The sequence below is a fragment of the Fibrisoma montanum genome, from assembly GCF_003583365.1.
GTDB classification, from domain to species: domain Bacteria; phylum Bacteroidota; class Bacteroidia; order Cytophagales; family Spirosomataceae; genus Fibrisoma; species Fibrisoma montanum.
In genome coordinates this window covers 18,971-32,541 of the sequence record NZ_QXED01000017.1, presented here as the reverse complement: position 1 = coordinate 32,541, position 13,571 = coordinate 18,971, and the positions used below count along the sequence as shown (strand labels likewise).

Sequence of the window (13,571 nt, the reverse complement as noted above, 5' to 3'; positions counted from 1 at the left end):
GACTGGCCGCCAGGCCTCTCGTTCACTTCAAATCATGCAGAAACAGGTAAATCGATTTCAATTCATCGTCGGAATACGGAAAGGATTTAATCGGCATATACTTGCTCAGTATCCGTCCTTCGGGCGTTTTGCCGGTACGAAACACCTGAACAAATTCCTGCTGGGTCCATTTGCCCGGGTGGCCGGTCGATGAAATGTCGGGAATGGGTGGCTGTTCAGGCGAACGGGAAGGCCCCCCTTTGAAACTGGCCGAGTGACAACCAGTACACGTAACGGCCAGGTATTTTCCGTAATCGGCATTGATGGCCAGTTTGACGTCGTCTACATAGGTGGCGTTATGGTCGATTTCTTCGGCGGGCAGCAACGGAAACTCACCCAGATATGTAAGAATCCGTCCCAGTGGCCTGATCGACTTTGGCGGAGTCGCTTTATCGACCGGCGGCTGCTGTTTGACGTAACAGATCAGGGCTGCCATATCCTGGTTCGACAAGCCATAGATCTCGTGTGAGGGCATGAACCAAAGCGGTTTGTTGTCTTTTCCCAGGCCGTGTCGCAACGCCCGAATCCAGTCCTCATCGGTGTATTGAATGCCACCCTTGCCAGACGTGATATTCGACGCCTGGATGTAGCCAATGGGTGAACTTTCGTCGGCAAATACTTCACCCGTAGCCAGGTCGGCACCATGACAACCCACACACCCCCGGATTTCGGCAATGTGGCGACCAGCAATGTACGAGGCTGAGTCGTCGGGAATGGTTAGATGCTGGAGTTGTACCTGGTAGACCTTGTTAATGCTCGCTTCAGTCTGGACGTATACGATACCATAAAAGACAAGAAGCATGAGAACCAGGCTACCGAGTACAATACCGGTCCATTTAAGGCTTTTTTTCAACATAGTGATGGCAACTGATTACGTGGAAACGCATTGGTTTTCCTTACCGAAAGACTGGCTCAAAAGTAGGCGGCAGGTAGCCCCAGGAACGATAACAAATGGTCCAAATGCAATAACAAATGGTCCATTTTGGCTAAAATGAGGATTCTATAAAAAATACGGGGGAAGGTTACCCACTCAGCCTTGGGTGATAAAGTCGCTGGGACTCACCTGATACAGCTCCCGAAAACACTTGCTGAAGTAGGCCGGACTCTCGAAACCCACCTGAAAGGCTGTTTCACTCACCGATATGCCGGTCCGCAGGAGCCGGGCGGCTTGTTTCAGGCGGTAGTTGCGCAAGAGTTCATGAGCGGTCAGGCCAGTCAGGGCTTTCACTTTGCGGAATAGGCTGGTGCGGCTCATACCCAGTTCACTCATCATCTGCTCAAGGCCAAAACCGGCATCGCTCAGGTTGGCTTCAAACAGAGTATACATGCGGAGGAGAAACGGGTCTGTCGGTTCGGCCGATGGCGCGGCCGAATCGGGGTTACGCAGACTAACCTGCACCCACTCCCGCTGCCGCTGTTTGCTAACCAGTTGATTGCGCACTCGTAGTTGCAGTTCGGCGAGTTGAAAGGGCTTGGTCAGGTAATCATCGGCTCCCAGCGAGAGCCCTGCCAGCCTATTCTCGACCGACGACTTGGCCGTCAGCAGGATGATGGGTATATGGCTGGTACGGAGATCCGTTTTCAACTGGTTGCAGAGGGTAAAGCCATCCATCAGGGGCATCATCACATCCGAGAGGATCAGATCGGGCTCCTGCTCCAGCGCTTTTTTGAGTCCATCCTGTCCGTTGACGGCCCGGCGAATGCGGTAGTGTGAAGGCAAACTGTCGATGATAAACTGGGCCAGTTCATCATTGTCTTCTACAACCAGTAATTCAGCATGGGGTGCAAGGTTGGGGTGTTCCGACGAGTTGGCATTGGCTGTTTCTGTACCATTCGTCACCTCATGCCCCATGCTCCCAGCCGCCCCCAGCCCCGTACCCTCTGCCCGTTTGTACGGCAACTCGACGACGAACGTAGTGCCCTGCTTTATCTGACTCTTAACAGAAATTTCCCCTCCCTGCAATTGAACCAGTTCCTGAACCAAGGCCAGACCGATACCCGTGCCGGGTGTACTCGTTGTATCATCAGCCGACCGCGGCTGGAATGCCGTATCACCGACCTGATAAAAGCGGTCGAAGATGTGAGCCAGGTGCTGAGCCGGTATGCCGACACCGGTATCGGTAACCGTGAGCCGGATACGTTCCGGGGCTTCCGTCAAGGCAACGGTAATGGTGCCCGCTTTGGTAAATTTCAGCGCATTGGCCGTCAGGTTGTACACAATCCGTTCCAGCTTCTCGGCATCGAACCAGTAGTCGCCCGTGACCTCAGACGTAAACGTTAGGCTAAGTCCCTGAGCGGTGGCCTGGTCGGTTAAGGGGTTCAGCCAGTACCGGATGAATTCGGTAAGGTTTCCTCTCGACTCATGAATGGGCATGACGCTGGCTTCCAGCTTGGACAGATCCAGCAGTTGATTGATCAGGCTCAGCAGCTGATGCGCATTCTGTTCAATCGTTTGAACTAAACGCCGGCGGTTTTTGGGTTCGATTTCCTGACTCATCAGCTGTTCGGCGGGCCCCAGAATCAGCGTCAAGGGAGTGCGAAACTCGTGGGTAATGTTCGTAAAGAAGTTGGTCTTGATCGTATTGACAGCCCGCAATTGGTCGGCTTCCTGCTGACGGAGCTGAATGGTCTGGTTGAGTCGGATTCGATTCAGGTAAACCTGGAGTAAAGCCCAGGCCATGCTCAAACCGATCAGGCAATAAAGCACAATGGCCCACCAGGTGGCCCAGAAGGGGGGCTGGATGGTGATAGCCAGCTTGCGCACGTACGGACTCCATTTTCCGGACGTATTGGCCGCATTGATAATCAGCCCGTAGTGGCCCGGCGGCAGGCTGGTGTAAGCGGCCTCGGGCCGGTCGGTTTCTTTCCAGGCTTCTTCCAAGCCTGCCAACCGGTAGCGGTACCGATTCTTGACGGGTTGGTTGAATTGCAGGGCCGTAAAGCGGATGGTCAGGTAGTTCTGGTCATGAGTTAGGGTGAGCTGATCGGTCGCCTGGATGGGTAACCGGCCCAGAACAGAGGTTCCCTCAGCGGAGCGGTTGACCGATGTAGTGTTGTCCCGGCCGTCGGGTGCTGGCCGATCGGGCTGAATGAGTTGGTTATTCACCTGGAGTTCAGTCAGCTCAACCCGGGGTTCAAAGGTGTCCTGGCCAATCTGCCGGGGATTGAACAGGGTAAACCCTTCCAGACCGCCCATCAGGATGTTTCCTTCGGGGAACCGGACGTAGTGGTTGCGGTTGAACTCATCGGCCATGATGCCGTCATCCCGCGTAAAGGTCTGGGTGGTAAACGTCTGGCGGTTCATCCGGCACAGGCCTTTGTTGGTTCCCACCCACAAATACCCAGATTGGTCTGGTTTTACCGAGTAGATGACATTGTTGGGCAAACCAGTAGCCTGGGTAAACCGGCGAAACCGTCCCGTTCGTTTATCGAACAGACACAACCCACTGCCAAAGGTGCCGATCCACAACCGGTTGGCGTCGTCGGGATCGGCCGACAGGCAGTAGAGCGAATTGCTGCTCAGGGAGGTGGTATCGCCGGGGCGGTTGACAAATTGCCGGACCTCGCCATTGTGGCGGTCGACCCGCCAGAGCCCGTTGGTCTGACTGGCTAGCCAAAAAGCTTCTCTATCGACCACTACTTCAGTGATTAGATAGTGGGGCTGGATAGCTATCGAATAATGTAATGGAATCCATTGCCTCTTTTTTTCATCAAACCAGAACGCGGATGAACCATTAATTGCCCAAACGCGTCCCTCCGAATCGGTCGTCATCGGACAGGGTATGGATACCGTCGTTTCCCAGCGGAAGGTAATCGGCAGCGGAAAATGCTCAGTCTGCCCTGTTTTCCGATCCAGCCGGTATAGATCCGAAGTGCCTACGTTAAACCAGAAGCGACCTGCCGTATCGAAGGTCGAGCGAAAGTTATAGCTACTCAACTTGCTTAACCTAGCCCTCGCCGACTGGGAAATAGGGGGCAGTCCCAGCGAATCGTTGGTAAGCAGATCCTGATAAAAGCTCTGCCGGTATGGGCGTTTCCGAAAGGGGGGCGGCTGTAGGTCGTAAGTGCGGATACCAGCTCCAGCCGTACCTACCCATAATACATTTGTTCGATCGATGATCAACGCACGACAGGCATCGTTTCCCTGTTCCCAGTGGGTAATGATCTGGATGCCCTGCTGGTCCGTAAAGCGATACAGGGTATTATTCTGCTGGAAATAAACCATTCCCTGCTGATTGATGGCGACGTGAACAACAACCAGTTCGGTTCCCTTAACCGGCAAGCGGTAAGAACGTGTCTGACCAGTACGTGGCTTTAGCAGGGTGAGATAATGCTGGGAAAAGAGCACGAGTTCTCCGGTTGGCCGTAAACGTACAGCGGAAAACGCGTTCTCAGGTACTGACTGAGTATTGCCCGGCTGGTGCCGCAGGTGCGTAAAACTAAGCGTGGCTTCCTCAAAGCGATCCAGGCCGTTCGCGGTGGCCAGCCAGATCGTCCCATCGGCTCCTTCCGACACGTCGTACACGGCATCGCTGCTGATCGATGCTGCTTGCTGATCCTGGTGCCGAAACCAGCGTCCCTGTTTTTTGTTGACGTCCCAGCAAAGGACGCCTTTATTGGTCCTGAGCCAGAGTCGATCCTTTCGGTCTATGAATAACGAAAATCCTACACCGGGTTTGATCAGACGGCGAAAAGCAGCCAGCCGAGAAAAATTGGTAAACGTTTCGGTCCGTGGGTCGAAAATATCAATATCCTTCCGCTCGGAAACAACCCAGATGCGCCCGTGTCGGTCCATCTCAATCTGGTCTAGCCCGGCAAAGGAAAGCGAGGGCCGCCCGTCGGGGTCGGGTTGAAAGACTTTAAACTTATGGCCGTCGTAGCGACAAAGGCCATCGCGGGTGGCGACCCAGATAAAGCCCTGTTTGTCCTGAAGAATAGACGGCACAAAGGCCTGGGGTAGCCCCTGGCGGTCGGTGATGACCTGGGGCTGGGGTAAAGGAACCGACTGAGCTCCTACCCAAGGGGTTAAGGCCAGCGTGATGAGCAGAAAAAATAATACACGCGCACTAGGAATCATGTATTTGCTCATACTGAAACGGCTCGCTTGTATTTACTTTTCACGAAGAGTGTAAACAGATGAGCACTATCTGCTTGTTAAGTGGATAGGCGAAAAGAAAGTCCCTAACAAAGCTACCCTTTTTGCGATAAATAAGGCTTTCTGGCCTAGAGAATGTGTGGACTTACTCTATTTTGTGTTGGCCGTGCGCTTCCTGCACCATGCGGATGATCTGCGCCAGGATGGTGTTGCCGCCAACCTGCTCGGCCGTGAACTGAAAGCTGCCTTTCTGGTTGAGCGTTCCGGCAAAGACCCACTCACCGGCTTTTCTCAACCGGTACCGGCTCCCCGCTGCTCATGCTTTCGTTTACATTTGTAGCCGTTACAGTGCACGAATTAGTACAGAATTAGGGAGGGAAGGTACAGGATTGCCGATCCATTAGCCTGATTACCTCACAGCAACCCAGTGCGGATACCGCGGCTTTTTATGCACTGACCACATCCAGGTACTTTTCAGCAACGATTTATTTTAATTTACTGTGCACCAACCTTAGCCATTCATGAACGAAGAAATGGCTTCGGCCACCTCGTTAGGGTATTCTTCCTGCGGAAAATGGCCGCTTAAGGGCAGTTCGTAGACTTGAGCCTGTGGGAAACCGCTTTGAAACTTAAGCAATTGAGTGGCCTTGATTAGCTTATCCATTAATCCCCATATCAGAAGCATAGGTGTGTTTTCAAGTCGACCACGCTGTTGCCATAACTGGTCAAACCAAGCCTGATCATTGGCTAAAGAACGGGCGAAAGCCAAAGGACCACTACGATCTGCAAGCTTACGAAAGGGATGTATGTACTGATCTCTAAGCTTCCTCGTAAGCTTTCGCTGACCAAATGATGCAGGTAGTAAAAAACGAGGGGAGAAGTTCAGGTACCGGTATAAAAATGGCAACAGTGGACTGCGAAGCACGGCTTGAATTTGTCGAAAAGCTGCATCGTCTTGATTACTCCAAAGCCAGGAGTTTAGAACTACAAGCTTACGTATTTGTTGTTGGTGCTCTAACGCATAACGGAAGCCAATCGGGCCTCCAAAGTCATGCATGATCAACGTAATATTGGTCAACTGAAGCTGATCTATCGCTTTTTCCAGGGTCAAGCTGTGATTCAGCGTAGAATAAGCATAGGTAACCGGCTTGTCCGATAAGCCAAACCCAATGTGGTCAAAAGCGACACAGCGAAACCGCTGCTGAAGGGTCTTAATTACGTTCCTGAAATCAAAACTCCAGGAAGGAGTCCCGTGTACGAAGACCAGCGTCTCTCCCGTGCCTACGTCGATATAATGCTGTCGGTTACCATTGATTGTCAGATACCGTGATTGAAACGGATACTCATGCCGATCCACCCAGCTTGGTGTTGTGTCTTCCATGATCTGTTATGATTGGTAAGACAAAACAAGCTGACCCAACCCAAACAAATGTTGGTGTAAACCAAGCTAATCCAGACGCACGGAGTTGAACAGTTTGCTAAAATTAGTCGGATCAATATGAAGATAAGAGGCAATGTATTTGTGAGGAATCGTCAGTAGCAGTTGCGGACTACGGGCTGCAAAGCTTTTGAACCGCTCTTCGATTGACAACGCATGCAGCTCAAGATGCCGATGGATAACACCTGCCAGCGTAGCCTCGGTTAATTTGCGGAACAGCCTTTCCAGCGCGGGCGTCTGATCAAAGATACGGAGCAGTTCATGGTAGGTGATGGCGAGAAACTCACTATCCGTTAAACATTGCAGGTAGTGTTCTGAGGGCTTCTGAAACGAAAAAGAGTCGGGAATGGCTGACAGATTCGGCGAGTGAGTGAAGGCAATGATGTGCTGCTTGTCGCCGATAATGGCGTAGGACATTTGTATGCCCTTTCGTACAAAAAACAATTCGTGCTGAATGTCTCCCGGACAAACAATACAATCGCCTTTATTATAAACTTTAGGGCGTAAGCAGGCTTTCAGTTTGTCAAATTCATCAGCCTTAATATCGTAAAACTGGCGGAAGTACAGCAATAAGTCAGTTGGGTTATCCATTCATAAGCGATTGATACGAGTTTCTTTGACTGCGTACATCCATTTCGGGGAATGTACGCAGTCAAAGCTTTGCTGAAGCAGACTTTGTCGATACTGATGGCTATGCGTTTGAGGTATATCCTGTAGTAAGTTTTGTAGAAAACAGATTCAAAATTCTGCAAAAGCAAGCTGATAACAACTGACTACCGACTACCCCCGCCGAGCATCGCCGGAGCGCCCATACCCTGACTTAGTGCCTGCAACCGTTCACTTAACGTATTGATGGCTTTTTTGTACCGCGCTTCGAGGTCGGGGAGGTTGGCCGTCGATTTCAGCGACGCTTCATACAGGAGTCCCGGCAGCATCCACGACGCATACCCGCTGTACGGGTCCGAGGATGCGTAGAGCGACCGGTACCACGCACCAAACGCCATGCCCTTTGGATCGATGAACGATTGCTCCAGTTGCCGCAGCCCTTTATTCAGGTCGGCCAGTTTGTCGGTCCGGCCGCTTTGCAGGTACGTCTGCCGGGCATTTTCACAGGCATCGGCGTTCTTTTTCAACTCAGCTACGGCTGCCAGCAGCGGTTCGATGGAATACGTCGGGGCGTAGGCTTTGATTGCTTTTTCGGCGGCTTTCAGGTGCGTTACCAGATCAGTCGGGTAGCGGGCGAGGTCGTAGGGCAGCAGGTCGGCGTTGGCCAGGCGCAGCGACATCGTGCCAACCACCTGTTCGACCATCGGCCCCATTTTGTAAGTCGGATCGGCAAATTTATTGTAGAAAAACAGGTCGTCATTGGCCGAATGATACAGGGTTGGACCACCCGTTCCGGCGTTGAGCGATGGAATCCCGACGTGCATGTACGGCCCGATGTGGTCGGAGCCGCCACCCAGATTACCGATAACCGGTTCGTTGTCGCCCACGGCCGGTGCCGACGAGCCCGTAACGCGGGTTGAGCCGGGTTTGCCCGCGCTCTGAGCCAGCCAGTGCTGGTAAACGGTCTTGTTGGAGTCGGGATACTGAATGGCCTGCGTCGCTTCGATTAGAAGTTTCTTCATCGAAGGCGACGCGCTGGCCCCAAAAATCCGGCCTGATACGGCCGCATCGTAGTTCATGTAGGCGACGGCTTTCTGCGTCAGTTCGTCGCGGAACTGCTCCGACCACTCCGCTGAGCCGATGACGCCAAACTCTTCGGCATCCCAGTGCGCTACTTTAATGGTCCGGCGGGGCCGTTGTCCGGCTTTGGCCAGCTTGCCGAGCGATTCCGTCAGGCTCAGCAACATGGCTGTGCCGCTGTTGGGGTCGGTTGCGCCATACGACCAGGCATCGTAGTGGCAGCCGGCAATGATCCACTCGTCCGGAAACTCGGAGCCGGTCAGCGTACCGACCACTTCATACACCCGCGTGATGGCTTTCTCCTGCTGCACCTTTAAGCGCACTTTCAGGCTTGAGCCACCTTCCAGCCGGTACGTAAACGGCAGCCCACCCTGCCAGCCAGCCGGTACGGCTTTGGTACCGGTCATACGTTTCAGGATTTCAACGGCTGAACCATAGGGCAGGGGCGTCACCGGAATTTTGTGCAGCGCTACGTCCTTCGGGTCGAGTCGTTTGATTTTGGTTTTCCCATCCATCGGCAGGGCCGGCTCGAACGGCGTCAGCGGGTCGCCGGTGTAGGGTACCGTCAGCAGGGAGCCGCGCTGGATGATGCTTTCGCTGGGCTGTGGGCCTTCCGGAAAGGTAAGCCCTTTCATGTAGCCGCTGTCGGCCGGGTCGGTGTAGATGATAACGCCTGCGGCACCGGCGGCCTGGGCGTGCTGGGCTTTGTAGCCCCGGAAATTGGCTCCGTAGCGCGCCATCACGATCTTACCCTGCACCGAAATGCCCATCGCTTTCAACCGCTCGAAATCTTCTTTGGTACCGTAATTGGCGTAGACGACCTCCGCCGTTACGTCGCCGGAGCCGGAATAAGCGTTCCAGCCGGGCATTATACGCGGATCTTTGCTGTATTTGTCCTCGCCGAACACGTACTCCCGGATGTTCAGCGGCTGGCGAACCGGTTCGACCAGTTCTACGGCAATCTCACCGGGGCCTTTGGGGAGGTAAATGTCGTGCGGGTAAATGTCGACCTGCCAGCCGGCCTTCCGCATGGTTTCGGCGATGTAGTCCCGAACCCGCTCGTTCTCGGGCGAGCCGGCTACGTGCGGCACGCTGCTGAGCGATTCCAGGTGGTTCTTAAACGCTGCGGACGACTGGTGCTGCTTGAACTCGGCCTCCAGTTTGCGCTGGGTTTCCTGGCGGGCCGGGGAGAAGCCAGTCAGGGTTTGTGCCTGTGCTGCGCTCATACTGAGGCTGAGCGCCAGGATCCCGAAGCGGGTGATACGTAAGGAATGGTGTTGCATGAATACAGGTTGTTCAGGTTAACGAGGGTAGGAAGATACTGAAAATAAGCGAGTAGATGTAGCCGGATACGCAAAAAGGCCGGTTCCTGCGCAGGAACCGGCCTTTTTGCATACGGTGTCGGGTTCGTAGCCCGCGGGCATGGAGTACCGCTGCGGCTTACTTCGGCAACGCGAAGATTGCCGGATCGATGGGCGCGTTCAGGGTCAGCTTCGTCATTTTGGCAACGACGGGAGCCGGCAGATTCGCGCTCGATATTTCAGCCGTGAACGGCACCGTCAGGCCGTCGACCTGCTTGAAGTCCGAATACGTAGCGATGGCTTCGGCCTGCTGCCCCTGCGCATTGATCAGGGCTTTTGAGCCGAGCAACTGGTAGGTGTTGGCGTCGATGTAGTAGTTGTAGGTCCCTTCGGGCTGCGATACCTTGATGTTGAAGACATCCTTGTCGTTGCGCTTTTCCTTGCCGACCAGTTCGTACGGATACTTGTTCTGTTTGAGGTAAGCCAGTTGCGTACCAAGAATCTGGCTGTTGGCTTTCGACAACTTCACTTCCTCCGGGGTCATTTCCTTCGGGGTGGTGCCGCCCATCATCGGGTTCACGGCCCAGCCTTTGTCGCCGTCGACTACGTTGGTAATCTGCTGGCCCATGATCGACAGATCGCTCCGCGACGATTTACCGACTACCACAGCGGTTTTGGCGGTCAGCTCCTGACCCATCACCGACATAGTCTGCTCGTACTGAGCTGTTTTCACCGCGTTGATTTTGTCCTGTCCGCCCAGTGCGGCAATGTGCTTGGTGAGCACGTCGTCGGCTGTCTGAGCAAACGTAGCCGCTGGAATCGCCACAAAGGCAAACAAAGCAATCAGTTGTTTTTTCATGAATAGTTGATTGTAAGCAGAATCAAAGATACCTATTTAACGAAAAAAGAACGGCATCCGGTACTCAGTTTCTGCCGCGACAAGCGAAAATCACGGGCGGGCGCTGCCGGGTCTGAACTGTAGGTTACAGTGGCATGTGGCGGGATTCCAGCCGGTGTCTGGCCAGCTCTTTTTTCAGGTCCTCGGCCAGTTCGGCGTATTTCTTGCCGTCGGAGGGATCGTAGTCGTTTTTGATAAGACCGTTGGCTTCTTCAATGGCTTTGTCGGGCTGATCGAGGAAGTAGTACAGCTTGGCCAGGTTGTAGTAAGCCGAATACCGCATTTTCCGCTCCTGCTTGTCATCCCCGGCGTATTTGGTTTTCAGCGCCTGAAAATACGCCATCACCGGCTGTAGGTTCTCCGTAAGCAATGCGACCGGCTGGGTGGCCGACATCGTCTTCATCAGGTCTTTAACGGCTTTGATAGCTTCTTGCTGCACCTCGTATTCGGGGTGTTTCTTCGAATCCAGAATCCAGAGGTGTTCCCGGCTCTGCACCGGTACGTAGCCATACCAGCCGTTCAGGCTGCCGTTCACGTCCTGAATGGCATCGTTTACGTACTTGTTGATCAGCTCGGTTTTGATCGAGGCCTGGTTCTGTTCAAAATAGCGTGATGCGTCAACGGCCGAGGTGAACTCTTTGGTGCTGTACGTAATCTGACTGGGAAACAGTCCGCTCGATGCCAGCGGCTGACTGGCGGGAGTTGACTCGGTAGAGACCGTTACGGCCTGCAAAAACCGGTTGGGCTTTGCATCTTTGACCGGCTCTTCGGTGCGCTTCCTGGCGGGCGCATCGGCGCGGGGGCCGTAGATCCGGTACACGCCACCGGCGCTGTACGTTGCCGTGAGGGTGTAGTACGTTGTCCGGCTGGTTACCTTGCCTTCCCGGTCTTTATTCTCGACCGTCCGGGAGCGCATCTCGGTTTTCTCGAACCGAACGTTATCAAACCGTACCTGAACGCCCACCGTCGGGTTCGATTCGGTTTTCTGGTACCCGAACAGGCGAATTTTTTCGTAGATCTCGGCTTCGGGATAGGCCGACCCGACAGTGGCGGCCGTTTCGACGCGAACGCCGTAGGAACGCTGATCCGGCTCGACAAACTCCCGGGGCAGGCTCAGGTAACTGACTTCGAAATAGAAACGGTCGAGGTCAACTTTCTGGCCGAAACCAACCGTAGTGAATAAAAGAAGCGCAGTCAGAGCGGACAGCGCCTTACGTGAACAGGTAAAAAAAAGCATAGATACGATGGTGTATTGAGAAATAACAAACGTAGGAACATTCGTTGTGTTTGTCACCATCAATTTCGTAACCGGCAACTTTGCGGGCTGCCACTTGTCACTTCAGCGCCGGTTGTCTATCTTCATCCGTTCAAACAATTAACCGAACCCACAATGACCGTTTCGACCCGTTTTCAACTCTCCGCCATGATGTTTCTGCAATTCTTCATGTGGGGAGCCTGGTACGGCCAGATGAGTAAATATTTGCTGACGCAGCTCAACGCGTCGGGCGATCAGGTTGGCAATGCGTACACCGCGTTTTCGCTCGCTATGATCGTCGCTCCGTTTTTTGTCGGTATGATCGCCGACCGCTACTTTGCCGCCCAGAAAGTGCTCGGCGTCCTGAACTTAGCCGGGGCCGTCGTGCTGTACTTCCTGATTCAGGAGCAGAACCCCGACCAATTTTTCTGGCTGATTCTGACCTACTGCCTCACTTTTGCACCGACGCTGGCCCTGACTACGTCCATTGCCATGCAGCAGATGACCAGCCCCGAGAAGGAGTTTCCGGGTATCCGGGTGCTGGGTACCATCGCCTGGATCGTGGTGACGAACATCGTGGGTTTCTACGGCTTCGGCGACAAGGTGACTATCTTCCAGTTGTCGATGTATACGGCGGTTGTGTTTGGTATTTTCTCGTTTCTGCTGCCCAATACCCCACCGAGGCAGACCGGCAGTGCATCGTTTGCGCAGATCATCGGGCTGGATGCATTCAAGCTGTTCAAAGACCGCTCGTTCGCTATTTTCTTCCTGTCGTCGGTGCTGATCTGTATTCCCCTGTCGTTCTACTACGCCATGGCAAACCCCTCGCTGACGGATGGCGGAATGCAGAACGTAGAGAACAAAATGTCGCTGGGGCAGGCGTCGGAAGTGGTTTTCATGCTGCTGATTCCGTTGGCCTACACCCGCCTGGGCGTGAAGAAAATGCTGATTGTCGGCCTGGTTGCGTGGATTGTGCGGTTCATCTGCTTCGGCTATGGCACCGTATCGACGGAGTGGATGCTGTACATTGCCATTGTGCTGCACGGCGTCTGCTACGACTTCTTTTTCGTGACGGGCCAGATTTATACCGACAACAAAGCCGGGGCCAAAATCAAATCGTCGGCGCAGGGGCTCATTACGCTGGCCACCTACGGGCTGGGTATGGGCATCGGCTCGAAGCTGTCGGGGATTGTGCTGGATATGTATACCCGCCCCGATGGTACGAAAGACTGGACCTCGGTCTGGCTCGTTCCGGCGGGGATTGCGGCCGTGGTGCTGGTGGTATTTGCCCTGATGTTTACTGATCGGAAAAAGATCGTTCCCAACGAAGGCGAACTGGTAACGGGGCCGCTGTAATTGTCTTAAACGCAGAGTTCGCAAAGGAAACGCAGAGGACGCAAGCCAATCGCGTCCTCTGTTTTTAAGCTACTAATTTATGAAAGTCAAAAAACGCATATCGTTTTATGACAATGTTGTCGATCTGAACAAGGAGATCATTCGGGAAAATGCCAGAATGACTCCTGAAGAGTGCTGGAATGCCTTTATTAAACTTAGGAGATTGTATTATGGGTTGACAACGCCACCCGAAAAATTGCGAAAACAAATCACAATCAGTAAAACAGCATGGACGTAGAGGGCAGCGAATTCCTTGACTTTGTTGAAGTTGCTGATCGATATGAGCTGGAGTATATCTTGACTGGTGGATTAGCTCTCGTGTTAAATGGAATAGTACGCTTCACGCAAGACGCCGATGTCTGGTAAAGGCCTGATAATACAAACCGAGATAAAGCACTGCTTGATTTTGGGTATGACGAGGAAGATGTGTCGGCCATGCGGGAGGCTGATTTCACTCAAGTGCA

General features: G+C 53.6%; 8 protein-coding genes and 1 pseudogene. 1 reads left to right on the top strand and 8 read right to left on the bottom strand.

The features are described from left to right. Positions 1-22: 22 nt before the first annotated feature. The 8 genes and pseudogenes from DYU11_RS31495 to DYU11_RS31460 form a co-directional block, all read right to left on the bottom strand. Complete coding sequence (locus DYU11_RS31495) at positions 23-841, bottom strand: c-type cytochrome (protein ID WP_147368090.1); 819 nt, start codon at positions 839-841, stop codon at positions 23-25. Between the two features lie 228 nt (positions 842-1,069). Beyond that, positions 1,070-5,128, bottom strand: coding sequence for an ATP-binding protein (locus DYU11_RS31490; RefSeq protein WP_119671733.1), 4,059 nt, complete (start codon positions 5,126-5,128; stop codon positions 1,070-1,072). 169 nt (positions 5,129-5,297) lie between these two features. Then, positions 5,298-5,466 (bottom strand): annotated as a pseudogene (locus DYU11_RS31485) (P-type ATPase actuator domain-containing protein); the annotation flags it as partial. Positions 5,467-5,645: 179 nt separating this feature from the next. After that, complete coding sequence (locus tag DYU11_RS31480; RefSeq protein WP_119671732.1) at positions 5,646-6,515, bottom strand: alpha/beta fold hydrolase; 870 nt, start codon at positions 6,513-6,515, stop codon at positions 5,646-5,648. 66 nt (positions 6,516-6,581) lie between these two features. Further along, positions 6,582-7,163, bottom strand: a complete 582-nt coding sequence (locus DYU11_RS31475; protein ID WP_119671731.1) for a Crp/Fnr family transcriptional regulator — start codon at positions 7,161-7,163, stop codon at positions 6,582-6,584. Between the two features lie 182 nt (positions 7,164-7,345). Next, a complete protein-coding gene (locus DYU11_RS31470) occupies positions 7,346-9,541 on the bottom strand; it encodes a M28 family peptidase (RefSeq protein WP_199736856.1) in 2,196 nt (731 codons plus the stop codon). A gap of 157 nt (positions 9,542-9,698) precedes the next feature. Further along, positions 9,699-10,418, bottom strand: coding sequence for a DUF4292 domain-containing protein (locus DYU11_RS31465; RefSeq protein WP_119671730.1), 720 nt, complete (start codon positions 10,416-10,418; stop codon positions 9,699-9,701). A gap of 124 nt (positions 10,419-10,542) precedes the next feature. Next, positions 10,543-11,694, bottom strand: a complete 1,152-nt coding sequence (locus DYU11_RS31460; protein WP_229366146.1) for a hypothetical protein — start codon at positions 11,692-11,694, stop codon at positions 10,543-10,545. 153 nt (positions 11,695-11,847) lie between these two features. Between DYU11_RS31460 and DYU11_RS31455 the strand changes: the two genes are divergently transcribed. Next, a complete protein-coding gene (locus DYU11_RS31455) occupies positions 11,848-13,068 on the top strand; it encodes a nucleoside permease (protein ID WP_119671729.1) in 1,221 nt (406 codons plus the stop codon). The last annotated feature ends 503 nt before the right edge of the window (positions 13,069-13,571 follow it).

Coding starts and splice junctions, on each gene's coding strand:
- DYU11_RS31460 (WP_229366146.1), bottom strand. CDS start 11,694: ATGCTTTTTTTTACCTGTTCACGTAAGGCGCTGTCCGCTCTGACTGCG.
- DYU11_RS31490 (WP_119671733.1), bottom strand. CDS start 5,128: ATGAGCAAATACATGATTCCTAGTGCGCGTGTATTATTTTTTCTGCTC.
- DYU11_RS31495 (WP_147368090.1), bottom strand. CDS start 841: ATGCTTCTTGTCTTTTATGGTATCGTATACGTCCAGACTGAAGCGAGC.
- DYU11_RS31470 (WP_199736856.1), bottom strand. CDS start 9,541: ATGCAACACCATTCCTTACGTATCACCCGCTTCGGGATCCTGGCGCTC.
- DYU11_RS31480 (WP_119671732.1), bottom strand. CDS start 6,515: ATGGAAGACACAACACCAAGCTGGGTGGATCGGCATGAGTATCCGTTT.
- DYU11_RS31455 (WP_119671729.1), top strand. CDS start 11,848: ATGACCGTTTCGACCCGTTTTCAACTCTCCGCCATGATGTTTCTGCAA.
- DYU11_RS31475 (WP_119671731.1), bottom strand. CDS start 7,163: ATGGATAACCCAACTGACTTATTGCTGTACTTCCGCCAGTTTTACGAT.
- DYU11_RS31465 (WP_119671730.1), bottom strand. CDS start 10,418: ATGAAAAAACAACTGATTGCTTTGTTTGCCTTTGTGGCGATTCCAGCG.